Origin of the sequence: Shewanella sp. Choline-02u-19, from assembly GCF_002836205.1 — a bacterium.
Taxonomy (GTDB): Bacteria; Pseudomonadota; Gammaproteobacteria; order Enterobacterales; family Shewanellaceae; genus Shewanella.
Genome location: NZ_PJBE01000013.1, coordinates 854,102 through 878,648, shown reverse-complemented (window position 1 = coordinate 878,648; position 24,547 = coordinate 854,102). Strand labels below are relative to the sequence as shown.

21 protein-coding genes are annotated in these 24,547 nt (G+C 43.3%); 11 read left to right on the top strand and 10 right to left on the bottom strand.

Annotated features, from left to right (window positions below):
• Nucleotides 1-34 precede the first annotated feature (34 nt).
• Both clpA and clpS read right to left on the bottom strand, forming a co-directional pair.
• Nucleotides 35-2,293, bottom strand: a complete 2,259-nt coding sequence (gene clpA, locus CXF83_RS10605; protein ID WP_101089730.1) for an ATP-dependent Clp protease ATP-binding subunit ClpA — start codon at nt 2,291-2,293, stop codon at nt 35-37.
• A 36-nt stretch (nt 2,294-2,329) separates the two neighbouring features.
• Complete coding sequence (gene clpS, locus CXF83_RS10600; protein WP_101089729.1) at nt 2,330-2,638, bottom strand: ATP-dependent Clp protease adapter ClpS; 309 nt, start codon at nt 2,636-2,638, stop codon at nt 2,330-2,332.
• A 505-nt stretch (nt 2,639-3,143) separates the two neighbouring features.
• On the opposite strand from clpS, the gene cspD reads away from it, so the two are divergent.
• A complete protein-coding gene (gene cspD / locus CXF83_RS10595) occupies nt 3,144-3,350 on the top strand; it encodes a cold shock domain-containing protein CspD (RefSeq protein WP_101089728.1) in 207 nt (68 codons plus the stop codon).
• Between the two features lie 95 nt (nt 3,351-3,445).
• On the opposite strand, the gene CXF83_RS10590 is transcribed toward cspD, so the two are convergent.
• On the bottom strand, nt 3,446-5,671 hold the full coding sequence (locus CXF83_RS10590) for an NADP-dependent isocitrate dehydrogenase (RefSeq protein WP_101089727.1): 2,226 nt from the start codon (nt 5,669-5,671) through the stop codon (nt 3,446-3,448).
• Between the two features lie 296 nt (nt 5,672-5,967).
• Between CXF83_RS10590 and CXF83_RS10585 the strand changes: the two genes are divergently transcribed.
• The 6 genes from CXF83_RS10585 (at nt 5,968) to CXF83_RS10560 (ending at nt 11,611) form a co-directional block, all read left to right on the top strand.
• Nucleotides 5,968-6,651: a pseudouridine synthase gene (locus CXF83_RS10585; RefSeq protein ID WP_101089726.1), complete on the top strand. Its 684-nt coding sequence runs from the start codon at nt 5,968-5,970 to the stop codon at nt 6,649-6,651.
• Nucleotides 6,644-7,096, top strand: coding sequence for an NUDIX hydrolase (locus CXF83_RS10580; protein ID WP_101089725.1), 453 nt, complete (start codon nt 6,644-6,646; stop codon nt 7,094-7,096). The genes CXF83_RS10585 and CXF83_RS10580 overlap by 8 nt, the downstream gene beginning before the upstream one ends.
• Nucleotides 7,097-7,239: 143 nt before the next feature.
• Nucleotides 7,240-8,355 carry a tRNA 2-thiouridine(34) synthase MnmA gene (mnmA, locus tag CXF83_RS10575; protein ID WP_101089724.1) on the top strand — a complete coding sequence of 372 codons (1,116 nt, stop codon included), beginning with the start codon at nt 7,240-7,242 and terminating at the stop codon, nt 8,353-8,355.
• A gap of 3 nt (nt 8,356-8,358) precedes the next feature.
• Nucleotides 8,359-8,976, top strand: coding sequence for a high frequency lysogenization protein HflD (gene hflD / locus CXF83_RS10570; RefSeq protein WP_101089723.1), 618 nt, complete (start codon nt 8,359-8,361; stop codon nt 8,974-8,976).
• Nucleotides 8,977-9,005: 29 nt separating this feature from the next.
• Nucleotides 9,006-10,376, top strand: coding sequence for an adenylosuccinate lyase (purB, locus tag CXF83_RS10565; RefSeq protein WP_101089722.1), 1,371 nt, complete (start codon nt 9,006-9,008; stop codon nt 10,374-10,376).
• Between the two features lie 107 nt (nt 10,377-10,483).
• The gene (locus CXF83_RS10560) at nt 10,484-11,611 is read left to right on the top strand and encodes a cupin domain-containing protein (RefSeq protein WP_101089721.1); all 1,128 of its coding nucleotides are present in this window, start codon (nt 10,484-10,486) and stop codon (nt 11,609-11,611) included.
• Between the two features lie 264 nt (nt 11,612-11,875).
• Here the strand turns inward: CXF83_RS10560 and CXF83_RS10555 are convergent, their stop codons facing one another.
• The gene (locus CXF83_RS10555) at nt 11,876-12,313 is read right to left on the bottom strand and encodes a DUF4826 family protein (RefSeq protein WP_101089720.1); all 438 of its coding nucleotides are present in this window, start codon (nt 12,311-12,313) and stop codon (nt 11,876-11,878) included.
• A gap of 268 nt (nt 12,314-12,581) precedes the next feature.
• Here CXF83_RS10555 and CXF83_RS10550 point away from each other — a divergent pair, with 268 nt between their 5' ends.
• Nucleotides 12,582-13,613: a Leu/Phe/Val dehydrogenase gene (locus CXF83_RS10550; RefSeq protein ID WP_101089719.1), complete on the top strand. Its 1,032-nt coding sequence runs from the start codon at nt 12,582-12,584 to the stop codon at nt 13,611-13,613.
• A gap of 169 nt (nt 13,614-13,782) precedes the next feature.
• Entirely contained in the window at nt 13,783-14,127 is a 345-nt protein-coding gene (locus tag CXF83_RS10545) for a hypothetical protein (protein ID WP_101089718.1), read from the top strand.
• 8 nt (nt 14,128-14,135) lie between these two features.
• Here the strand turns inward: CXF83_RS10545 and CXF83_RS10540 are convergent, their stop codons facing one another.
• From CXF83_RS10540 to ppsA, 5 genes are all read right to left on the bottom strand, one after another.
• Nucleotides 14,136-14,552, bottom strand: a complete 417-nt coding sequence (locus CXF83_RS10540) for a PliI family lysozyme inhibitor of I-type lysozyme (RefSeq protein WP_101089717.1) — start codon at nt 14,550-14,552, stop codon at nt 14,136-14,138.
• Nucleotides 14,553-14,650: 98 nt separating this feature from the next.
• Nucleotides 14,651-15,070: a MarR family winged helix-turn-helix transcriptional regulator gene (locus CXF83_RS10535; RefSeq protein ID WP_101089716.1), complete on the bottom strand. Its 420-nt coding sequence runs from the start codon at nt 15,068-15,070 to the stop codon at nt 14,651-14,653.
• 147 nt (nt 15,071-15,217) lie between these two features.
• Nucleotides 15,218-15,652: a DUF1285 domain-containing protein gene (locus CXF83_RS10530; protein WP_101089715.1), complete on the bottom strand. Its 435-nt coding sequence runs from the start codon at nt 15,650-15,652 to the stop codon at nt 15,218-15,220.
• 126 nt (nt 15,653-15,778) lie between these two features.
• Nucleotides 15,779-18,844 (bottom strand): D-2-hydroxyglutarate dehydrogenase YdiJ, encoded by a 3,066-nt coding sequence (gene ydiJ / locus CXF83_RS10525; protein WP_101089714.1) that lies wholly within the window; start codon nt 18,842-18,844, stop codon nt 15,779-15,781.
• A gap of 486 nt (nt 18,845-19,330) precedes the next feature.
• Nucleotides 19,331-21,706 carry a phosphoenolpyruvate synthase gene (gene ppsA / locus CXF83_RS10520; RefSeq protein WP_101089713.1) on the bottom strand — a complete coding sequence of 792 codons (2,376 nt, stop codon included), beginning with the start codon at nt 21,704-21,706 and terminating at the stop codon, nt 19,331-19,333.
• Nucleotides 21,707-21,831: 125 nt separating this feature from the next.
• On the opposite strand from ppsA, the gene ppsR reads away from it, so the two are divergent.
• Together ppsR and CXF83_RS10510 are read left to right on the top strand one after the other, a co-directional pair.
• Nucleotides 21,832-22,644 (top strand): posphoenolpyruvate synthetase regulatory kinase/phosphorylase PpsR, encoded by an 813-nt coding sequence (gene ppsR / locus CXF83_RS10515; RefSeq protein ID WP_101089712.1) that lies wholly within the window; start codon nt 21,832-21,834, stop codon nt 22,642-22,644.
• A gap of 236 nt (nt 22,645-22,880) precedes the next feature.
• Complete coding sequence (locus CXF83_RS10510; RefSeq protein WP_101089711.1) at nt 22,881-23,945, top strand: 3-deoxy-7-phosphoheptulonate synthase; 1,065 nt, start codon at nt 22,881-22,883, stop codon at nt 23,943-23,945.
• Nucleotides 23,946-24,103: 158 nt separating this feature from the next.
• Here CXF83_RS10510 and CXF83_RS10505 read toward each other — a convergent pair whose 3' ends face one another.
• The gene (locus CXF83_RS10505) at nt 24,104-24,526 is read right to left on the bottom strand and encodes a GNAT family N-acetyltransferase (RefSeq protein WP_101089710.1); all 423 of its coding nucleotides are present in this window, start codon (nt 24,524-24,526) and stop codon (nt 24,104-24,106) included.
• Nucleotides 24,527-24,547 lie beyond the last annotated feature (21 nt).

Genomic DNA, 24,547 nt, shown 5'->3' with positions numbered 1-24,547 from the left:
AATGGAGCCAAATGATGACTCCACTCAACGGCATTTAATGCATGGCTTTTTGCTGTGACTCAACTTTAATCACAATCTCATCGCCTTTCACATCAACATGGGCAACACCGCCTTTTTCAAGGTCACCAAATAGAATCGCATCTGCAAGTGGACGTTTGATTAAATCCGTCACTACGCGCGCCATTGGCCTTGCTCCCATAGACTTGTCGTAACCTTTCGCCGCTAATAGGGTTCTCGCTTCATCGCTGACATGGAGCATCACTGACTTGTCGTCTAGCTGAGCTTGTAACTCGACTAAGAACTTATCAACTACCTTAGCAATAACGGTCATATCAAGGTGGTTAAACCAGATAATGGAATCCAAACGGTTACGGAATTCAGGTGAGAACACCTTGTTGATTTCCGATAACGCATCTTGAGTATGATCTTGTTGCTTAAAACCTATCGATTTACGAACCGTTTCCTGTACACCAGCATTGGTGGTCATCACGACAGTGACATGTCTAAAATCGGCTTTACGGCCGTTATTATCTGTCAACGTACCGTGATCCATCACTTGCAGCAGCAGATTATAGACGTCGGGATGGGCTTTTTCTATTTCATCGAGCAATACCACACAGTGTGGGTTCTTAATCACTGCATCGGTTAATAAGCCACCTTGGTCATAACCGACATACCCAGGAGGAGCACCAATCAGGCGTGACACCGTATGGCTTTCCATATATTCAGACATATCAAATCTAACAAGACTAAGGCCAAGGCATTTAGCCAGCTGACTCGTCACCTCCGTTTTACCGACGCCAGTAGGACCGGCAAACAAGAAGCTACCGACAGGTTTATTCTCACCGCCGAGTCCACTACGAGATAGACGAATAGCGGCACTAAGCCCCTCAATCGCGATGTCTTGCCCAAATACGACCATCTTAAGGTTACGCTCAAGGTTCTTGAGCATATCCTTATCAGAACTCGATACCGACTTCTCAGGTATACGCGCCATTTTTGCGATGATGGTTTCGATTTCACTTTGACCGATGGTTTTTTTACGCTTATTGGCAGGCAACATCGCCATTCGAGCGCCCGCTTCATCGATCACATCAATCGCTTTGTCAGGTAAATGTCTATCGTTAATGTGCTTATCAGACAGCTTTGCAGCAACACTCAACGCCGCCTGCGTGTAGCGCACATTATGATATTCTTCATATTTCGACTTCAGTCCTTGAAGGATTTTGGTCGTCTCAGCAACAGAGGGCTCATTGATATCCACTTTTTGGAAGCGACGTGCCAATGCACGGTCCTTCTCAAAAATACTTTGGTACTCTTGGAACGTTGTGGAGCCCATACATCTTAAATTACCACTTGAAAGCAGCGGTTTAAGTAAGTTGGAGGCATCCATCACGCCGCCAGATGCGGAGCCTGCACCGATAATCGTATGGATTTCGTCGATAAATAAAATCGCATGTTTATCATTTGCAAGCTCTTTGAGCAAACCTTTAAAGCGTTTCTCAAAATCGCCACGATACTTAGTCCCCGCAAGCAATGCTCCTAAATCAAGCGAGTAAACCGTTGCCTTACTCATGACTTCAGGCACTTCATCCTTGACGATACGGTACGCTAGCCCTTCTGCAATTGCCGTTTTACCGACACCGGCTTCCCCCACTAACAAGGGGTTATTCTTACGGCGGCGACACAAGGTCTGAATTGAACGTTCAATCTCTTCGCTGCGACCAATCAATGGGTCGATTTCACCTTTTTTAGCTAACTCATTCAAGTTAGAGGTAAATTGCGACAAGATGCTGCGCTCTTCTTCCGTCTCAGTTTGATCTTCAATGCGATTGGGTTCGGCATCGGTATCAACATCATTTTTTGACGAACCGTGTGAAATGAAATTGACCACATCTAGACGAGTCACATCGCCTGAGCGCAATAGATAAACAGCTTGAGATTCTTGTTCGCTAAAGATAGCCACTAACACATTTGCGCCAGTAACTTCGTTACGCCCAGATGATTGGACATGAAAAACGGCTCGTTGTAAAACGCGCTGAAAACCGAGCGTGGGCTGAGTTTCTTTCTCTTCTTCAGGATCGGAAATGATAGGCGTAGTTTGTTGAATAAAACTCGAGACTTCGCCTCGGAGTTTATCGAGGTTTGCTCCGCAAGCAACTAACGCCTCTTGTGCGGCCGGATTATCGATTAACGCCAACAATAGATGCTCAACCGTCATATATTCATGACGTGCATCTCTGGCTTGCTGAAAAGCCAGGTTTAAGGTGACTTCAAGATCTTTATTTAGCATAAGCACCCCCAAAAATTAAAAACAGATTCAACCAAATTAGGCCTCCTCTAAAGAACACAGTAACGGATGTTCGTTTTGTCTTGCAAACTGATTTACCTGAGCAACCTTAGTTTCTGCAATACCAAAAGGGAAAACACCACAAATCCCCTTTCCTTGATGATGAATGGCAAGCATTATTTCAGTGGCTTGTGCTTCATCCTTTCTAAAAAATAGCTGTAAAATCTCAATAACGAAGTCCATTGGAGTGTAATCATCGTTATTCAATATAACTTTATACATAGAAGGTTGTTTTAGTTCTGATTCAACACTCTCTTCTACGTGTTCTACGTTTTCTGTTCTACTCATGTTTCAATACTAGCCTCTAGTCTTGGCTTGTTCCAATTGATTATCGAACTCAATCTATTTAATACCACAAATCATACCAATTGCATTAAGTATTTGACCAATTCAGAGAGCCTCAGACTTTTCAATTCAAGGCACATTGGTGAAAAAGGGTTATTCCCTGTTAAAGCACTGCAAAGCAGAAGTGGAAAATCTGAGGCGCTCACTTAGTGCGGGTTTCAAAGCCCTTTAAGCTTCGTTGTGGGCTTTAGATATAGAATAACTATTAGCTTCAATCCCCCATCTCGCCTACAGGGCTTTGAATTCCCGCTGAATGGTCAAACTTTTAATGCAATTGGTATCATACCAAATAGTATGTGCTACTTTGTTTGTAAAAATGTTACCTACTTGTTAATTTTATCTTGACAAGCAACTTTTCTGCTTTCATTCTGTTCAGTACGCGAGGATTTTCCTCGCTGATATGTTTGACTATCTTACTGGGAAGTGAACAACAGAAGGAAGTGGAAGTATGGCAAGCGGAACTGTTAAATGGTTCAACAACGCCAAAGGATTCGGGTTTATTTGCCCTGATGCTGGCGGTGAAGACGTTTTTGCGCACTATTCTACCATCGAAATGGAAGGCTATCGAACTCTAAAAGCAGGCCAACCCGTCAGTTTCGAAGTGGAAGCAGGACCAAAAGGTATGCACGCGTCAGCAATATCAACAGCTAACTAAATTAGATGTGTTTGAAATAAAAAAAGCAGAGTAGTGATCTACTCTGCTTTTTATTGCTTATTAAAAAAGGCCTGTGCAATACAGGCCTGAATATTTTAGCCGTTAACAAGTGCGTTTAGCGTCGCACTTGGGCGCATAGCGTTAGCAGCTTTCACAGCATCTAAACGATAATAACCGCCTAAATCTACTGCTGGGCCTTGCACACTATTTAGCTCAGTAACAATCTTTTCTTCATTACTCGCCAAGCCTTCAGCAAACTGCGCAAACTGTGTTTGTAGCTCGCTATCTTGTGTTTGCGCCGTTAACGCTTGTGCCCAATACATCGCTAGGTAGAAATGGCTACCCCGATTATCAAGCTCACCTACACGACGTGACGGTGACTTATTGGTATCAAGGAACTGACCAATGGCCAAGTCTAGCGTATCAGCTAATACTTGTGCTTTTGCGTTGTTGGTTGTCTGGCTTAGATGCTCTAATGATGCACCTAACGCTAAAAACTCACCTAATGAATCCCAACGAAGATGACCTTCTTTCTCAACTTGTTGAACATGCTTAGGCGCACTGCCACCCGCACCCGTTTCAAACAAGCCGCCACCGTTCATAAGTGGCACGATTGAAAGCATTTTAGCACTGGTACCCAGTTCTAAAATAGGAAATAAATCAGTGAGATAATCACGCAGCACGTTACCCGTTACTGAGATAGTATCTTTACCCGCTTTTACACGTTCAAGCGTATAGCGTGTCGCGTCAACCGGAGACATGATGTGCAGTTCAAGACCATTGGTATCATGATCTTTTAGATACAGCTCAACCTTTTTAATGATTTCAGCATCATGCGCTCGATCAGCATCTAACCAAAATATTGCAGGAGTCGCTGACAAGCGTGAACGATTAACCGCAAGCTTTACCCAATCACGAATTGGCGCATCTTTAACTTGGCACATTCTGAAAATATCACCGGCTTCAACCTTGTGTGACATTAGCACTACGCCACTTTGGTCAACGACATTAACGCTACCCGCCGCTGCAATTTCAAATGTTTTGTCGTGGCTACCGTACTCTTCTGCTTTTTGGGCCATAAGGCCAACGTTTGGCACGCTTCCCATAGTGCTAGGGTTAAATGCGCCATGCTTGATGCAGAAATCAATGGTTTCTTGATAAACGCCAGCGTAACAACGATCTGGGATCATTGCTTTCATGTCTTTTAGCTGACCATCTGGACCCCACATCTTACCTGAAGTACGAATAGCGGCAGGCATAGAGGCATCAATAATGACGTCACTTGGAACGTGTAAGTTAGTAATGCCTTTGTCAGAGTCAACCATCGCCAGTTCAGCACTGCATGCGTATACCGCGGCGATATCCGCCTCAATAGCCGCTCTTTGATCTGCAGGTAAAGTGGCAATTTTGGCGTAAACATCACCCACACCATTGTTAACATCAACGCCAAGTTCTTCAAATAACTTGCCGTGCTTCGCAAATACATCTTTGTAGTAAACTTTAACCGCATGACCAAAAAGAATCGGATCCGATACTTTCATCATGGTCGCTTTTAAATGCAGTGATAATAAAACATCCTGCTGTTTAGCTTTTTCTGATTCACGCTCGTAAAAACTCACTAAAGCTGCTTTGCTCATGACAGCAGAATCAATCACTTCATCGGCTTTCAATGCGATAGCACTGCGCAATACTTGTTCAGATCCATCGGTTTTGCTCAATACAATTGAAACACTACCCGCGGCTGCAACAGTGACCGATTTTTCACTGCCATAAAAATCACCTTCACTCATATGAGCAACGTGAGACTTAGAGTCTGTAGACCATTTCCCCATTGAATGTGGATTTTTTTGAGCAAACTTCTTTACCGAACCGGGTGCACGGCGATCTGAGTTTCCTTCGCGCAATACAGGGTTTACCGCGCTGCCTTTAATTCTGTCGTAACGCGCTTGGATATCTTTTTCAATATCGCTTGCGGGCTCATCAGGATAGCTAGGAATGTCATAGCCTTTATTCTGCAGTTCTAAAATACAGGCTTTAAGCTGCGGCACGGATGCGCTGACATTTGGCAGCTTGATGATGTTAGCTGCTGGTGATTTAGCCAGCTCGCCAAGTTCAGCAAGCGCATCACTGATTTTTTGCTCAGCGGTTAAGTTTTCAGGGAAAACAGAGATGATCCGGCCAGACAGTGAAATATCACGAGTCTCGACGTTAACACCTGCACTTTGAGTGAACTTCTGAATAATAGGTAACAAAGAAAGAGTGGCGAGTGCTGGAGCTTCGTCAGTTTCGGTATAGATGATCGTTGATGATTTATCGTTCATTTTTTGTCCTACATTATTTTAAATTTAAGATTTTTATAATAATTATGTCTATCTTTATGATTAAAAGGTAAAAAATTCAGTCACTTTCGATACTTATCGTCACTCACGCTGTGCGATAATTTTTTATATTGTTTGCCGCTACGTTCTCAATTGAGATCGCATAAACACGCGATTTTAGTTGCGGATCACACTTTTATGGCCGACATCATAAAACATTCCGAGCAAGATTCAAATTCCACTAATGGCCAATGAGCAGTACAATGTAATAATTAGCCCCTTTTTAAAAGTTAATTCGCGTGACTCAGCCATTTTCAAAGAAAAAAATACAACATAATAAATTCACCAAACCAAATGGCTTCTCTGCAACATCGGCAAACAAGCCCTACCGCCAATCACGACCAATCGCTAAACCTAAAGAGGTGCAAGACCCTATCATCGTGTTGTTCAACAAACCATTTGATGTACTTTGTCAATTTACAGATGAACAGGGCCGTAAAACCTTAAAAGACTATATTCCTATTCAAGATGTTTATGCCGCGGGCAGATTAGACCGAGACAGTGAAGGCCTTTTATTACTGACTAATGATGGTAAGTTACAAGCTCAAATTACTGAACCTAAAAAGAAAACCTTTAAAACATATTGGGTTCAAGTCGAAGGCGCCCCCACCGAAGTCGATCTCGATAAACTCCGCCAAGGGGTCGAACTTAAAGACGGTCTAACCTTACCAGCAAAAATTAATATCATGGAAAACCCAACAATATGGCCGCGTACGCCCGCGATACGCGAGCGTGCCAACATTCCAACGACGTGGTTAACCATTGAAATTTGTGAGGGCAGAAATCGTCAGGTGAGAAGAATGACCGCTAATATCGGTTTTCCTACCTTAAGATTAATCCGCTATAAAATAGGCCAATGGAGTCTAGATGATCTACCCAATGGCCAATACCGCCAATTGGATATGAGGTCTAAAAGTGTCTGAACGGTATAAACCAAACACCACGGTAGCCTGCGTCATTGCCTCTAACGATCGTTACTTATTGGTTGAAGAGCTGATTGATGGTGAAATTAGATATAATCAGCCAGCTGGCCACCTTGAGGCAAATGAATCGATTGTCGCTGCGTGTATTCGCGAAGTTCAAGAGGAAACAGGGCTCGATATCGAACCCGAGGGACTCGTGGCAATATATCAATATACCGCAACTGAGCAACTTGCATTTGTGCGTTATACCTTTTATTTAACGCTTAAAAAATGCTTGATTTCTACGCCTTTAGATCCTGCCATACAGACCACTAAATGGCTTACATTTACTGAAATAGTCGCGCTTAAATCTAAGCTACGAAGCCCGCTAGTGCTTAAATGCATTGAAGATTATCAAAACAATAAGCGCTATCCTCTCGAAATACTAAATGATCAATTGCTTTGATAGCTCAGTCTCCCAATGCATGGTAGAATATGCCCCCGCAGAAAGCGGCTGATGTTAGGCTCCCTTGTAATTAGATTTTTTACCCATATATTTAGCTAATATATGGCTGCGACACTCGTTAAACACAAAGGTTTTTAGGATTTATGACATCAATCGAACCCACTCATCTAGGTAAAAAAGTCATCGTCGGCATGTCCGGTGGTGTTGACTCCTCTGTTTCTGCTTACTTACTAATGAAGCAAGGCTATCAAGTCGAAGGCCTGTTCATGAAGAACTGGGAAGAAGATGACACGGATGAATATTGTGCGGCGGCTGATGATCTAAAAGATGCACAGGCTGTCTGTGACAAGCTAGGTATTAAATTACATACCGTCAACTTTGCCTCAGAATACTGGGACAACGTGTTTGAGTATTTCCTTGCAGAATACAAAGCGGGTCGTACGCCTAATCCAGATATCATGTGTAATAAAGAGATTAAGTTTAAGGCTTTTCTTGAGTTTGCAGATGAAATACTCGATGCAGACTACATTGCAATGGGCCACTACGTGCGCCGCCGTGACATTGATGGTATCCCCCAAATGCTACGCGGTGTTGATGGCAATAAAGATCAAAGTTACTTCTTATATACTCTCAGCCACGAGCAAGTTGCACGTTCACTATTCCCTGTGGGTGAGTTAGACAAAAGCGAAGTCCGTGAGATAGCCAAAGAGATGGGACTCATCACCCACGATAAAAAAGACAGCACCGGCATCTGCTTTATTGGTGAACGCAAGTTTACTGATTTTTTAGCCACTTTTTTACCGGCGCAACCTGGTGATATTGAAACCAGCGAAGGCGAAGTCATTGGTACGCACCAAGGTTTGATGTATCACACCTTAGGCCAACGCAAAGGCCTAGGCATTGGTGGCCTTAAAAACAGTAATGATGACCCTTGGTATGTTGTTGAAAAAGATCTAGTGCGTAATGTATTAGTTGTCGGCCAAGGTGGTCACCATCCCCGCTTGATGTCTAATGGCTTAATCGCTAATCAACTGCACTGGGTTGATAGAAAAGGGCCAGAAAATGGCGCCAAAATCACTCTAAAAACCCGTTATCGCCAACAGGATGTACCCTGTACTGTGACTTATGACAGTGCAGATCAAATTCGCGTTATCTTTAATGAGCCAGTCGCCGCAGTTACACCAGGCCAATCAGCTGTGTTTTATGATGGTGAAATCTGCCTTGGCGGCGGAATAATCGACGTACTAATAAGAGATTAATCCATGAGCGACCAGCTGTTTGAACGCACCATGGCTTTTGCTGGCATATTGCAAGCCGTAGCCCAAGTACAATACATCGCAAGAAATGGCGACTCCGATAAAGAAGCGCTAGCGGCAAGTTTAAATTCAGTGTTAGTGACTAACCCTGAATCGACAGCCGATGTTTACGCTGACCAAGAAGCGTTAAAGAAAGGCTATGAAATGATTGTTGCCCAGCTGGGTGACAGTAAGCAAAAAGATGTTGAAGTTACCCGCTACCTGGTGGGTATTCTGGCACTGGAGCGCAAACTAACGCGCTCAGCCAATGCCATGGGAATGTTGTCTGAGCGGATAAGTCAAATACACCGCCAACTTGGACACTTCGACATTACCGATGAGCAAGTTATTGCTAATTTCGCCGGCATTTACAGTGATATAGTTAGCGAACTCGGCCCAAAACTGCAGATTTCGGGTAATCCTGAGTTTCTCAAACGCACCCAAACTCAGCAAAAAATTCGCGCCCTGCTACTGTCTGCCATGCGCAGCGCAGTGTTATGGCGACAATTAGGAGGCAAGCGTAGGCATCTTGTCTTCGCAAGAAAAACAATAGTCGATACAGCTATGAAAAGCCTCACCCTATAATTTAAGACAAGTTCATCAAGGAGCTTCTAATGGAACTTTCCGCACTAACGGCTATCTCTCCGGTAGACGGTCGTTATGGTAGTAAAACCACCTCATTAAGAGGGATTTTCAGCGAGTTCGGCCTGACCAAATATCGCGTTCAAGTCGAAATTAACTGGCTAAAGCTGCTATCTAGCAGCCCAGAGATTGAAGAAGTTCCCCCTTTTAGTGAAGCAGCACTTGCTTTACTTGATCAGATTAAAGATAACTTTAGCGAAGCAGATGCCCAGCGCGTAAAAGATATTGAAGCCACCACTAACCACGATGTTAAAGCCGTTGAATACTTCATTAAAGAACGTATCGCGGATAATGCTGAACTTGTCGCTATTGACGAGTTTGTTCATTTTGCTTGTACGTCTGAAGATATCAATAACCTTTCTCATGCATTAATGCTAACGGAAGCGCGTGATCAGGTGGTTATGCCCGATTGCCAGAAAATTATTGATGCGATTAAAGCATTAGCAAGAGAGCATAAGACGGTACCGCTGATGTCGCGTACACACGGTCAACCAGCTTCGCCTTCTACCTTAGGTAAAGAGATGGCTAACGTTGTTGTGCGTCTTGAACGTCAGCTTAAACAAGTTGCAAACGTTGAAATCATGGGCAAACTCAATGGTGCTGTAGGTAACTACAATGCTCACATATCTGCTTACCCAGAAGTTGATTGGCATGCCCTTTCACAACGTTTCGTGACAAGTCTTGGCATCAACTGGAACCCGTACACGACTCAAATTGAGCCACACGATTACATTGCTGAGCTATTTGACGCGTTAGCACGATTCAACACCATTCTTATCGATTTCGATCGTGATATTTGGGGCTATATCGCCTTAGGTCACTTTAAGCAGCGTACCATTGCCGGTGAAATTGGTTCTTCAACCATGCCGCATAAAGTTAACCCAATTGATTTCGAGAACTCTGAAGGTAACTTAGGGATTGCAAATGCGTTAATGCAACACTTAGCGGCTAAGCTCCCGATATCTCGCTGGCAACGTGACTTAACTGACTCTACTGTTTTACGTAACTTAGGGGTGGGTATCGCTCACTCGCTTATCGCTTATCAATCGACATTGAAAGGGATCAGCAAGCTACAAGTTAACGAAGAGCAACTTCGCAAAGAACTTGATGGCAACTGGGAAGTACTTGCAGAACCAGTACAAACAGTGATGCGTCGTTATGGCATCGAAAAGCCATATGAAAAGCTAAAAGAACTCACTCGTGGTAAGCGCATTGACGGTCAGCAACTTGCTGTCTTTATCGATGGACTTGAGCTACCTGATGAAGTGAAAATTGAACTTAAGAAGATGACACCCGCCAATTATATTGGCCGTGCTGAAACTTTTGTTGATGAGCTTAAGTAAACGAACAACAACCTTGGTAGCTTAACTGACTACTAATGGTTCAAATAAGGCGGTAAGCTTAGGCTTATCGCCTTTATTTTTATCCTTTTTATGAGTGCTGCCAAAACATGTACAGTCTTAACTTAGACACCAATGCTTTTCTTACCGACTATTGGCAAAAAAAGCCGTTACTTATCAAAAATGCCTTTCCTAACTTTGAAGAGATCATCAGCCCAGATGAACTTGCAGGCTTAGCCTGTGAGGAAGAAGTCTCTTCTCGCGTTGTAGTGACAAAAGACAACGATTGGCAGATCTGCCAAGGACCTTTTGAAGATTATGATAAGTTTGGCAGCAGCCATTGGCAATTGCTGGTACAAGCGTTAAATCATTGGCATCCTGATTCTGCTCACTTTATTGATGCCTTCCGCTTTATTCCAGACTGGCGCTTCGATGATTTAATGGCCTCTTTTGCAACGCCTGGCGGCGGCGTGGGTGCGCACATTGATAACTACGATGTGTTTATTATCCAAGGTGAAGGTGAGCGTCACTGGACTGTGGGTGAAAAAGGCCAGTATGCGCCGAAAAATAATGATCCAACCACGCCATTAATTGAAGGGTTCACTCCCATCATTGATGTGGTTCTGGAAAAAGGCGACATGCTTTACATTCCCCCAGGTTATCCGCACCAAGGCCAAACCTTAACCACGGCGATGAGCTACTCAATAGGCTATAGAGCCCCAAGCCAACAAGAGCTATTCAGTTCATTAGCTGACGCACTCATTGATACCAATACCGGCCTAAAGCGCTTTACATCAACATCTGAACCGACCATTGCTAGCCAAGTGAGCATCAGCCACCAGCAAGATATGATGGCACTGATAAGCGAACTGGCCAGTTCACCAGAAAGTTATCAAATGATGTTGGGTAACATGCTGAGTCAGAACCGATTTGAATTGGATTTATGTGAGCCTGAGGACCCTTACACAGCCGAGATGCTGATGGACGATATTGATCAAGGCGCGCAGTTATACCGTATTGGTGGCTTAAAATTGTTGCAGCTAGAAAATGACACGATATCTCGAGTATTTATTAACGGTGAAGCCTTTGTGCATTCAACAGACATCACAGCCGAGGTTACGGTTTTAGCTAATAGCTTCAGTTTTGATACTGAGAAAACTCAACAGCTGATACAAAACAGCGCAACTCAAGATTTGATTTTGATACTGCTTAATCGTGGCTACTTTTACTTAGGCTAATACCAAAAAACAAATATTCTTATTTAAACAGGCCGCTTCAACGCGGTCTTTTTTGTCCGGCAACTCCAAGATTAAACAACACGATTTGAAGACACAATAATGCCGTTATCGATAATGGTCATGATTGAGTAGTGAACTGCAGTCTTGGATATACAAAAGTGGGCTATGTGCTAAAAATATTGAATTAGAAAAGTCGCACAAAATAAAACGCCTGAATAATATAATTTATTCAGGCGCTTACATCACTAACTTAATGGAAATAGATTAAGCAGCAGGACCCCAGATCTTATCATCGGCCTGCATTTTATACAGTCCTTCAGCTCGTGAGATAAGTAAGTTTGCAAACTTAGCTTGCGCAGGATCGTTGACCAAACTTGAGCGCTGAATATTCTCTGCTTTCATTTGCCACATCATAGAAAAATGACGAACCGCATCTCTAGCAGTAGCAGCAACGTTGACATCAACGTAGTCTGAAGGCAGGTCACCGGACATCACCCAAAATGTCTGCTTAGAGGGTTTTTTAGAGTCCATTTTCCAAATAGCAACAAATGGCGCTAAATAGCGGCTTTCATCAGCATGGACCTTATTTGGCAAAACCCCTTTTTCAGCGAGAAACTTGTTTGCTTTTTGAAATTGAGTTCTGATCCACTCTTGTCTTAATGCTTCTTGGTCTTGAGCTTGATCGACTTCTTGTTCAGCCATCTCTTCCTTCCTTTCTTATTTTTCTTTTGAGTCCCTAAAAACAGCAGTTCTCTAATAATTTACACACTTAACTAGCATCAATAACACTCATAGCCTTACGTTAACGTAAGGTGGAAAGCAGGATTGCCACACAGATCACAAATAATCCTAATCTTTACTTTGTTGAGAGTATCGCTAAATGCTATCGTTCTGCAATAAATATAACAAACAGATCGCACTGTAATCTAGCAGTAGCGGCATTATTGATGCTCATAGCGGAGATCAACAAGTGGCAGTATTCAATCACATCTCTTTTGACGACCATGAACAAGTAGTTTTTTGTCAGGATAAAGAAAGCGGCCTCAAAGCCATTATTGCAATTCATAACACAAACTTAGGCCCTGCTGTTGGTGGCTGTAGAATGTGGAACTATGAATCTGACGATGAAGCGATAACTGACGTACTGCGTCTTTCTCGTGGAATGACCTATAAAAATGCATTAGCTGGCCTCACCATGGGCGGTGGTAAGTCAGTTATTATTGCCGATCCAAAAATCAAAGATCGTGAAGCGCTCTTTAGAGCTTTCGGCCGTTGTATCGATACCCTAGGTGGAAAGTACTATTCTGCTGAAGATGTTGGTGTATCAACAACCGATATTATGATTGCACATCAAGAAACCCCTTATATGGCAGGTTTAGAAGGTAAGAGTGGCGATCCTTCGCCATATACCGCACTTGGTACTTTCTTGGGCATTAAAGCTGCTGTAAAGCATCAGCGTGGCATAGACAGCCTTAAGGGACTTAAGATATCTGTTCAAGGCGTCGGACATGTTGGTTACTACCTGTGTCGCCACCTTCACGAAGCAGGCGCAGAGCTCATCGTTACCGATATCAATCAAGAGTCGTTAGACAAAGTGGCTACTGAATTTGGTGCCACCGTTGTAGCACCTCAAGATATCTATCATCAAGATGTGGATGTCTATGCCCCTTGTGCACTCGGTGCAACAATCAACGACATCACTATTCCTATGTTGAAGGCGACTATTGTTGCTGGTTGTGCCAATAACCAGCTAGCTGAAGTTCGTCATGGTGAGTTGTTAAAGGAGCAAAATATCCTTTATGCTCCGGATTACGTTATTAATGCAGGCGGTATTATCAATGTCTCTTTTGAAAAAGACTATGATGCAACCGCAGCAACAGCCAAAGTAGAAGAGATCTACAACACGCTACTGACTATTTTCAAACAGTCAGACGAGCAAAACCGTACAACCGGTGATGTTGCTGATGAAATGGCGCGCAAAATCATTAATGCCGCTAAGTAAAACCTAGCACCTTGAAAAAAACCAAGCATTTGCTTGGTTTTTTTTTGACTATTATCTGCATAGTTCCATATACATAGCGATTGTTCATAAAATTTTCATTTTATCAAACTGGCAAAGGTCATATTCCTCTGCTTGAATTAAAGGCCCTAGGGAAATTGAGGGTCGTAAAATGGTGTGTTTTAAGTATGATCTCAACCAAGAAAACATTGAACTACAAGCCAGTAATTGGTGCGGTTTAGAACAAGCATATGTGAATGGAAAACGCGTATCGAGAAAACTAAACTTTGGCTATCAGAGCGAGCATAATGTGATGCTTAAAGATGGTAAACCTGCGAAGTTACATCTCTGTCTCGACCCAATGACTGAGCAAATTATCTGTCGTATTTATAAACAGAACAACCTAGTGGCGAGCCTAAAACAGGGCAAAAAAGAGCTGTATAGAAGCCGCTTAATGATCCAACAAGGCATCCTTGCTGTTGGCTTACTCGCAGTATTAGTGCTTACAATGAGTTAGTTTTTATATCAACATAATTGAATATCGTTCGATGTGACGCAAACTAACTGACTTGCTTGATAATTACCACTTCCTGCTGTCACGGTTGTAATCGATAACTTTTGACTATCCGTGCCATTCTCAATCAGTATCGCTTTAACGATTGTTCCGTCGCGAACAAAATTAACCGCAGCAATAAAGTCACCCACATACAGATCTCTATACAATTTAACACTGATACTGCCAATAGAACGAGGTTCTAGGCGCCCTTCTTCAACCACCAAAGTAGAACCATTAGCCAGAGTAATCGATTGAATAAACCCTTCAGTAGGGCGAGTTTGTTCAATCGTCTCTATCGTCGGTTGCTTCTTTTTTGATTTATTGATATTGACCGAGCAAGACGTTAAACCGGCAATAACGGCAATAATTAGCAGCGTTCGATTCATAAAAACTCCATTTTAAACGTGTACCCTTTAGAAAGTATGGTGGTGATTATTAATCATTGATTGTCGCATCAGGATATCAACAATATATAGCCGTAACATTAATCGGTAAAACGATTGATTTTATTGATCAGAGCTAAAAATATAGTACGTTCATCAAGGCTTAGGTTATCAAGAAAGGTTTCATTCACTCGCTCAGCTTCACGAATCAGATCTTGCTCTAAAGCTTTACCGTTATTAGTCAAATAGATATTGAAGGCTCGGCGATTGTCGACATCTTGCTGGCGGGTGATTAACTGCTGTAGTTGCAGCTGATCGAGTAATCTGGTCATGGTGTAATTAGCCACATCACAACGTTTGGAAAGCTCAGTTTGTGTCACGCCCTCTTCCTGCCAAAGTGAAAACAGCACTGGCCAGAGTTTTATGTCCAGATCATAGCGTTTAAGCTTTTGATCTAATGCATTTTGTAGGTCTACATTCAGATGAGAGACCAAGTAACCTAAGCTTTCAAATCGATTCAATCAGCACCTCCACTGCTATATAGCGCTTCATTCAATCTTATCACTTACGCTAAAAGAAACTAGCCTTCGGGTTAGCTAATTATCAAAATTCAATCAAACAGCTTATAAATCATTAGCTTGAAATAGCACATTTAGCTTAAGGGGCTGTCAGGCTATAAACTCATTAATAAAACGATAAAAACAGGCTCGATTAAGTCGTGCAATCACTCCCCTTTCTACCCTTGTTATTATTTTATCGTCACTCACAATAAACCCTTCAAACGCTGAAATGTGGTGACGGGTATTAATACTCGATACCAGCTCATATCCACCCTTGCCATCAGCATCATAATCAACAATGATTAATGCTTGATTGACCACCTCGACTTTTAGCTTTTCCACTGGCGTGATGAGAAAGTACTCATCATCAATTCTATTTAAAATACTGGCAAAAAGCTTACTAAACTTAAGCGGTAGCAGCCCTCCCTGATAGAACCAGTCACCGTTATCAGTGATCTCGAAAATCGCTGTATCAGTGCACAAAGGGACACTTGGTGTCAAAGATGCTATTGCATCGGTCACGTTTGATTCCTTTGATGTCATAGCCACCCCTACTTCTGTCCACTTTATTCAGTCTACTCTATACCCAAGCCACTTAGGTATAGAGATACCGACTTCGCCTAATATAAAAAAACTAGCCATTAGCTAGTTTTTTTAAGATGGGTACCGTTACAGTAACGTTAGCAATGCTTCTATCGGATGCTTTGGTTTATAACCGCTAAAACGTTTCACCTGACTTCGACAAGAGTAACCTGAAACCAATACTTGAGACTGCGGCAGCTTCGATAACGTTTGCTCCCAAGACATACCGTACAGCGCTTTAGAGCGCTCAAGATTTTCAGCTTCATGGCCATATGTTCCTGCCATACCACAGCACCCTAGATTCACCGTATTAAGCTTGGCACCAAAATGCTCGAAAATCCCTTTCCACTCATTTGCGGTATTGGGCTTGGTGGTTGATTCTGTGCAGTGACTAAACCAAGTGAATTCAGGTTTACTGCGCTCTGAACCGTCACAGGCAGGCTCACTTTCCTGCTGCTTAGGTTCAGCTTTGAGGACATCCAATAACCATTCATTCGCAAGTTGGACATGGAAGTCCCCTCTGGCGCCACCGAGTACTTCTGCATATTCGTCTCGATAACAAAGTACTAACGCAGGATCGATGCCCACCATCGGCATATTAAGCTGAGCCACCTCATTTAAGAAATCAGCAGTCGACTTAGCCGTCCGAGCAAACTTATCTAAGAAGCCCTTAATATGAATAGGCTTACCATTAGGTTTAAACGGCAGTAATACGGGCTTGAGGCCTAATTTATGAATTAGCTGGATGAAATGCAGCACAGTTCCCGCTTCATAAAAACTATTAAAAGGGTCTTGTACTACTAATACGTATTCACTGCGCTGCGAGACTGGAATTTGTTGCAGAGCAGCTAAATCATAGCCTCTGCTAGCGTGTCCTTCTAAACGTTGCTTTAACGTCGGAACTGATAAGGCTGGTGCATCAACATAACCGAGAGACTTCTTTATGACCCATTTGCTTAAGCTATTTTGCGATACCGCATTCACCAGTCTTGGCGCGTTAGCCATTAAGGGCAGCGAGTCTTCAATGCCTGCGACTAAGTAATCTTTTGCGGGACGCAGATAACGCTTGTAGTAAATATCAAAAAACTGCGCTCTAAATTTGGGTACGTCCACTTTAACGGGGCACTGACTTGAGCAAGCTTTACACGCCAAACAGCCTTTAAGAGACTCCATCACCTCATGTGAATAGTCATACTCTTTATCACTTTTTAATGAATTCTGCGCTCGTTGCAGCCAACCTAACGGCTTAGAGCGAGTCAGCTCGTTGACATCTATGCCTTCAGCTTCAAGCAGTCGCAGCCATTCACGCATGAGTCCTGCACGGCCTTTGGGTGACTGAACTCGGTCACCTGTGACTTTGAACGATGGACACATTGGCGAATAGGCGCTGTAGTTAAAGCACAAGCCATTACCATTGCAGTTCATCACATCAGGAAAAACGTTTCGGGTTTGGATCGGGATTTGTCTATCAAAGCTGCCGCGCTTAACGCTGTCGACATTGTAAATCATCGGTCCACTGTTTTTCGGCGCAACTAACTTGCCTGGATTGAGCTTATTGTGCGGATCAAACAGACCTTTAACCTCTTCGAGCAAACCATACAAATGCTCACCGAAAACCGCTGGTCCGTATTCACCGCGAACACCTTTACCATGCTCTCCCCACATCAAACCGCCATATTTCAACGTGAGTTCTGCCACTTGATCAGAGATTGTTCTTAGCAGTTTTTCATCTTCTACATCGCACATATCGAGCGCTGGACGCACATGCAACACACCAGCATCGACATGACCAAACATGCCATACTGCAGTTGATGGCTATCGAGCAGCGCTCTAAATTCAATAATATAATCAGCCAGCTTTTCTGGCGGTACAGCGGTGTCTTCTGCAAATGCGAGCGGCTTGCGAGTTCCCTTTGCCGCGCCCAATAAACCGACCGCTTTCTTACGCATCGCATAAATAGTATCGATACTGCTTCTGTCAGCAATGACTTGATAACCCAAAAGCCCAGCTTCGCTATTGGCCATTTGCGAGGTTAACATGGCTTCAAGTTTAGCCAATCTTGCTTCAACATCGGCTTGTTCGCCAGCGAACTCAACCATGTTTAGGCCGTCAATCTCTTTACCTGGAACGTCGGTAATTAAGGAAGACACCGAGTGCCAAATAATATCCTGTTTCGCCAGGTTGAGCACTTTGGAATCGACCGTTTCAACCACGGTGGCATTGGCTTTGACTAAATCGGGCGCATGACGCAACGCAGATACAAATGAATCATACTTGATGTTAACCATCATGCGGCACGTCGGTAACGGGGTAATATTCAACTTGGCTTCGGTGATCACTGCCAATGTGCCTTCTGAACCGGTCAAAATACGTGACAGGTCGAAGTTCTCTAAGGTGTCATCCCAAACATTTTTAAGATCATAACCGGTCAAAAAACGGTTTAACTTAGGAAAACGCTGCTCAATCTGTTCTCGATTACCTTTACACATTTGTGCAATCGTGGTGATTAGCTGCTGTCCTAATACGTTATCGGTTATCGATGTAACATCGTTTAATTGGCTCTCGCTTACCGGCTGAGTCTGAAGCTCGCTACCATCAAATAAAATGCTCGTTAGCCCGAGTACGTGATCTGAGGTTTTACCATAAACGAGTGAACCGGCGCCCGAGGCGTCGGTATTGACCATTCCGCCTAATGTCGCACGATTGGACGTCGATAAGTCAGGACTAAAAAAGAAACCATGGGGCCGCAATGCATCATTGAGCGCATCTTTAACCACACCCGCCTGCACTTTTACCCAGCCTTCAGCCGCATTAACCTCTAGCACGTGATTCATATAGCGTGACATATCAACAATAATGCCATGGGTTAATGATTGACCATTGGTGCCTGTGCCACCGCCTCTCGCGCTAAAGACAACCTTGGAGAACTCATCTTGATAAGCAAGCTGCAGTGCTAGCTGGACATCCTCAGCCGTTTTAGGATATATCACCGCTTGAGGTAAAAATTGATATACCGAATTATCGGTCGCTTGGGCTAGACGCGCACTATAGCGAGTATCTATATCACCAGAAAATGTTCCCTCTTCTAATCTCGTTAAAAAAGAAAGGTATATTGGTTCAAGCGTTTGTTGATGAGATAATTTCGGTAACATAGCAGCTTCTGTTAATTATTATTCTTAGGTTTATCTCAGCATTATATACCCAAGCTACTTGAAAATGCAGGCTTCAGTGGGAATTTATACGCTTTAGGCGATTTCAGTAATATGCTCCTGCATGACTGACATCCCCCCCTCTCTGGAGATTGCATTGATTAGGGGGTCGGGATCCCTTTGCAACATCAACATTACAGACTAAAGTGCATTCTAGATGACAACAATCCCCATAGAGTAAGGCTTTGCACATGTTATCTGCAGGAGTGTAGATCAGAGCTGAGAGCTAGATGCAGTCGCTGTGCGTTCTTTTTGACAGAGAGTATTAGAAGGAAGCCCCTACCTAATACGACTAGAATGGAATCGGTATAATACCTCTTAAACGAACATGTCCAAGTTGTTCGGGTATTAAAAAAGCCGCTAAATAGCGGCTTTTTTATTTTTTAATGAAATGTTAAATCATACCGATTTAACACCGCATTTTAGCGTTTAAGCTTCGTTATGTGCTTTGGCTAAATATAACCAAGTATCGATAACGGTATCAGGGTTTAGCGATACAGTATCGATGCCTTGTTCAACTAACCAAGCCGCGAAATCATTGTGGTCTGAAGGACCTTGACCACAAATACCCACGTAAGCGCCTTTTGCTTTAGCCGCTTTAATGGCCATTGCAAGTAGTACTTTTACTGCCTCATTACGCTCATCAAATAGATGGCTGATAATGCCGGAGTCACGGTCAAGACCTAACGTTAACTGCGTTAAGTCGTTTGAGCCAATGGAGAAACCATCGAAATGCTCAAGGAACTGATCAGCAAGCAGCGCGTTTGATGGAAGCTCACACATCATAATAACGCGGAGGCCATCTTTACCACGTACAAGACCTTCCTCTTTAAGCAGCTCAATAACTTGCGCAGCTTCGCTTACGGTACGAACGAACGGGATCATGATCTCTACGTTCTTAAGACCCATGTCATTACGTACTCGCTTAATCGCTTCACACTCAAGTGCGAAACAGTCACGGAACGATTCTGAGATATAACGGCTTGCACCACGGAAGCCCAACATTGGGTTCTCTTCCTCTGGCTCATAACGGTCACCACCAACAAGGTTTGCGTATTCGTTTGACTTAAAGTCAGACATACGAACAATCACTTTCTTTGGATGGAACGCAGAAGCGATAGTCGCAATACCTTCAACCAAGCGAGCAACATAGTACTCAACTGGAGATTCATAACCCGCGATCATCTCGTGGATCTCTTCTTGAAGCTCAGCCGTTTGCTGGTTGAACTCAAGCAATGCTTTAGGGTGAATACCAATCATACGGTTAATGATGAACTCAAGACGCGCCAGACCAACACCTTCATTAGGCAGGCGAGCAAAATCAAATGCTCTGTCTGGGTTACCCACGTTCATCATCACTTTCATTGGCAGATCAGGCATAGAATCAACACGTGATGAAATCACTTCGAAATCTTGCAGACCGTTATAGATGAAACCAGTATCACCTTCAGCACAAGAGACAGTCACTTCTTGACCGTTCTTAATACGTTCAGTGACATCGCCACAACCAACAACCGCTGGAACACCGAGTTCACGTGCAATAATTGCAGCGTGACATGTACGGCCACCACGGTTTGTCACAATAGCGCTTGCACGCTTCATGATAGGTTCCCAATCAGGATCTGTCATGTCAGTAACAAGTACATCGCCCGGTTGGATTTGGTCCATATCGTCAATTGACTTAAGGACTTTAGCAACGCCTTTACCAATTTTGTGACCGATTGAACGGCCTTCACAAACGACATCACCTTTAGTTTTAAGATGGTAGCGCTCGATAAGCTGTACATCTTCACGAGAACGAACAGTTTCAGGGCGAGCTTGAACAATATACAACTTACCGTCGTTACCGTCTTTTGCCCACTCGATGTCCATTGGACGACCGTAGTGCTTCTCGATTGTCATTGCTTGCTTGGCAAGCTCTTGTACTTCTGCGTCATTAATTGAGAATTCACGACGCTTGTCAGCAGCGATATCTTCAATCTTAACTTGCTTACCGTGAGATTCATCGTCTGAATAAACCATTTGGATAAGCTTGCTACCGATATTACGGCGAACAACGGCTTTATGACCAGCAACCAAAGATGGCTTGTGCACATAAAACTCATCTGGGTTAACAGCACCCTGAACAACCATTTCACCTAGACCGAATGAAGAAGTAATAAATACCACGTCATTGTTGCCAGACTCAGTGTCCATAGTGAACATTACACCAGAAGCAGCAGTGTCAGAGCGCACCATACGTTGTACACCAGCTGAAAGCGCTACGCCTTTATGGTCATAACCTTGGTGAACTCGGTAAGAAATTGCGCGGTCGTTAAATAGCGAAGCAAATACGTGTTTAGTCGCAACTAAAACAGCTTCGTAACCTTTAACGTTAAGGAATGTTTCTTGTTGTCCTGCAAAAGATGCATCCGGCATATCTTCTGCAGTAGCTGAAGAGCGAACCGCAAAAGATGCGTCGCTGGTTTCAGCGGCAAGCTTGTCGTAAGACTCACGAACTGCTTGCTCAAATGCTGGGTGGAATGGTGTATCGATAACCCACTGTCTGATCTGTGCACCGGCTGTAGCGAGTGCGTTAACATCATCTACATCTAGAACGTCTAGAATTTCGTATATCTTCTGGTTAAGTCCGCTTTGTTCAAGGAATTCATTGAACGCGAAAGACGTTGTAGCAAATCCACCAGGCACCTGAACACCTGCATTTGAAAGATTGCTAATCATCTCACCAAGAGAAGCGTTCTTTCCGCCTACCTTGTTGACGTCACCCATGCCTAATTCTTGATACCAGAGTACGTATTGCTGCACAGTTCTATCTCCGCAAGTATATTTCAGTTTGGCTCTTCACACGAGAGCAGCGGCATTTTACACTCCACGGCAACAAGCGTAAATGTATAATTTTATTTGTAATTTTATTACTACAAGAGGCCAAAATGTTACGTAAAGTATTTTATATCTCAGATGGGACGGCGATCACAGCAGAAGTGTTTGGCCATGCAGTTTTATCACAGTTTCCCCTTGAATTTGACGCACTTACGATTCCGTTCGTTGAAACAGAAAAAAAAGCTGAGTCCGTTAAGGCACAAATTAATGATTGTTTTATTACAACAGGTGAACGGCCTCTGGTTTTCCATTCCATCGTAAAAGCTGAGATTAGAAACATCATCTATAGCAGTGAAGGTTTGGATTATGACTTTTTGAACACCTTTGTCGCGCCATTAGAGAAACAATTAGGCATGCCTGCAACGCCAGCTTTACACCGTACTCATGGTAAAACCAATGACAGTTATGAAGCACGAATAGAAGCGATTAACTACGCAATGGAGAACGATGACGGCCAAACCATGAAACATATGGACAAAGCGGACCTCATTTTACTCGGAGTATCTCGCTGCGGTAAAACCCCTTCAAGCCTGTATCTATCAATGCAGTTTGGTATAAAGGCAGCGAACTATCCTTTTACTGAAGATGACATGGATAATTTAAAACTCCCTGATGCGCTAAAGCGCAACAAAGATAAGTTATTCGGCCTCACCATTGATCCTGTGCGTTTACATGAGATCCGTCAAAGCCGCATGTCGAACAGTCGTTACTCGTCATTACGCCAATGTAGGATGGAAGTGAAAGAGGTCGAAATGATGTACAAAAGAGAACGCATCCCTTTTGTAAACACCACCAATCATTCCGTTGAAGAGATTGCTACCAAAATCCTCGAAGCCACCAGTTTAGAGCGCCACATGTTTTAAACTTCCAAAGCAAATTAAGGGCTTTTTAGAACAAAAGCCTTACTGCCCAAGCCACATGAGAATGCCCCCTGATTTATGCATTTCCAAGCGGCTTGGGTATAACTTAAATCAAATAGTTTCAAATAAGAGGCAAATTAGCGCTAAATTTCCCATATTTGCCACTGTGCATAGCGCTACTATTCGTTATAATCCGAAGTAATCAGGCAAAAAGCCCATACAAACGCTCGGTATTGTGAATGACCATTAAAACAGACGAACTACGCACCTCCCTATTATGTAAGGTAATTTCACCTGCACAACTCGCTTCTGAATACCCTTTAACGCAAGACGCAGCAGACTATCTAGTCGAGCAGCGACGTGAAGTTGAAGCTATTATCAATGGCGAAGATCAACGACTGCTTGTCATTATCGGCCCTTGTTCGATACATGATACTGAAGCCGCACTCGAGTACGCTCAGCGTTTAGCCAAATTGCACCAGCAATATAAAGATGACCTGTGCATTCTAATGCGCGTCTACTTTGAAAAGCCTCGTACTACGGTTGGTTGGAAAGGCCTTATTTCAGATCCAGATCTAGATGGTAGCTTTAGCCCTAATAAAGGCCTTCGTAAAGCACGCCACCTGTTACAGCAGATCTCTGAACTTAAGCTACCTATCGCAACCGAGTTTCTTGATATGGTCAATGGTCAGTACATTGCCGACCTGATTACTTGGGGCGCTATTGGTGCGCGTACCACTGAAAGCCAAATTCACCGTGAAATGGCCTCTGCACTTTCTTGCCCTGTAGGTTTCAAAAATGGTACCGATGGCAATATAGATATCGCAGTCGATGCAGTGCGAGCAGCGCAAGCACCGCATATCTTTTATTCACCAGATAAAGACGGTGCAATGGCCGTTTACCGCACGCACGGTAATCCATTTGGTCACATTATTCTACGCGGTGGTAAACAACCTAACTACCATGCAGCTGATATCGAAAAAGTGGCAACACAACTTAATAGCGTAGGTGTAACTCAACGTATCGTTGTTGATTTTAGCCACGGTAACAGCCAAAAGAAGCATAAACAGCAATTTGATGTTGCCGAATCTATCATGCAGCAGATGAGCGAAGGCTCTACCGCAATAGCGGGCATTATGGCTGAAAGCTTTATTGAAGAAGGTAATCAAAAGGTTGTTGCAGGTGAATCACTTATCTATGGTAAAAGTATTACCGATGCTTGTATTCACTGGGAAGACTCAGAAGTATTGCTACGCGATTTAGCTAAAGCATCTCGTGCAAGAATCGAGTTATTGAAAAAGTAACCTTATTCTAAAGCTATACACTAGCAAGATTTAACCGCTTAAAAACGTAGTCAGCTATAGATAGTGACTGCGTTTTTTTATGTCCTCCTCGCTGCTCGTTACTTAACTACCCAAATACGTTGCAGCACAAACCCGGCATAATGCTGAAATCAAAATACTTAAACCAAGTTTTTTCTTAACCAACAACGGCTATGTCCTGGAAGGTAATCTTCAAGCTCACCAAAAACGCGATAGCCTTGCTGTTTATAGAAATCAACAGCTTGATAGCTAAAACTGGTTAAATGTGAATTTTTACAACCATTAATGCGAGCTTCCGATTCAATTTCATTTAATAAACGAATACCATACCCTTGACCACGCAAAGCCGCTGATACCCATAGCGAATCAATCCATAGCCAGCCAAAATTGTCATAATTCCCTTGGACACCGCCAAGCAATAAACCATCACTATCACGCAACAAAAATGCCAGTTCATATCGTCCAGTCGCAGGGACTTGAGTTTGGCTAAAACCTTCAATGCCATCCCAAATCGTACTTTGCTCCTGCTGTGATAGCTTATCTTTACGTTTTATCTGGTGCATTGACGTTTTTCCTTTTACCCT

Excerpts from the sequence above, each read along its gene's own strand:
- clpA (WP_101089730.1), bottom strand. The coding sequence starts at position 2,293 with ATGCTAAATAAAGATCTTGAAGTCACCTTAAACCTGGCTTTTCAGCAA.
- clpS (WP_101089729.1), bottom strand. The coding sequence starts at position 2,638 with ATGAGTAGAACAGAAAACGTAGAACACGTAGAAGAGAGTGTTGAATCA.
- cspD (WP_101089728.1), top strand. The coding sequence starts at position 3,144 with ATGGCAAGCGGAACTGTTAAATGGTTCAACAACGCCAAAGGATTCGGG.
- CXF83_RS10590 (WP_101089727.1), bottom strand. The coding sequence starts at position 5,671 with ATGAACGATAAATCATCAACGATCATCTATACCGAAACTGACGAAGCT.
- mnmA (WP_101089724.1), top strand. The coding sequence starts at position 7,240 with ATGACATCAATCGAACCCACTCATCTAGGTAAAAAAGTCATCGTCGGC.
- hflD (WP_101089723.1), top strand. The coding sequence starts at position 8,359 with ATGAGCGACCAGCTGTTTGAACGCACCATGGCTTTTGCTGGCATATTG.
- purB (WP_101089722.1), top strand. The coding sequence starts at position 9,006 with ATGGAACTTTCCGCACTAACGGCTATCTCTCCGGTAGACGGTCGTTAT.
- CXF83_RS10560 (WP_101089721.1), top strand. The coding sequence starts at position 10,484 with ATGTACAGTCTTAACTTAGACACCAATGCTTTTCTTACCGACTATTGG.
- CXF83_RS10555 (WP_101089720.1), bottom strand. The coding sequence starts at position 12,313 with ATGGCTGAACAAGAAGTCGATCAAGCTCAAGACCAAGAAGCATTAAGA.
- CXF83_RS10545 (WP_101089718.1), top strand. The coding sequence starts at position 13,783 with ATGGTGTGTTTTAAGTATGATCTCAACCAAGAAAACATTGAACTACAA.
- CXF83_RS10540 (WP_101089717.1), bottom strand. The coding sequence starts at position 14,552 with ATGAATCGAACGCTGCTAATTATTGCCGTTATTGCCGGTTTAACGTCT.
- CXF83_RS10530 (WP_101089715.1), bottom strand. The coding sequence starts at position 15,652 with ATGACATCAAAGGAATCAAACGTGACCGATGCAATAGCATCTTTGACA.
- ydiJ (WP_101089714.1), bottom strand. The coding sequence starts at position 18,844 with ATGTTACCGAAATTATCTCATCAACAAACGCTTGAACCAATATACCTT.
- ppsR (WP_101089712.1), top strand. The coding sequence starts at position 21,832 with ATGTTACGTAAAGTATTTTATATCTCAGATGGGACGGCGATCACAGCA.
- CXF83_RS10510 (WP_101089711.1), top strand. The coding sequence starts at position 22,881 with ATGACCATTAAAACAGACGAACTACGCACCTCCCTATTATGTAAGGTA.
- CXF83_RS10505 (WP_101089710.1), bottom strand. The coding sequence starts at position 24,526 with ATGCACCAGATAAAACGTAAAGATAAGCTATCACAGCAGGAGCAAAGT.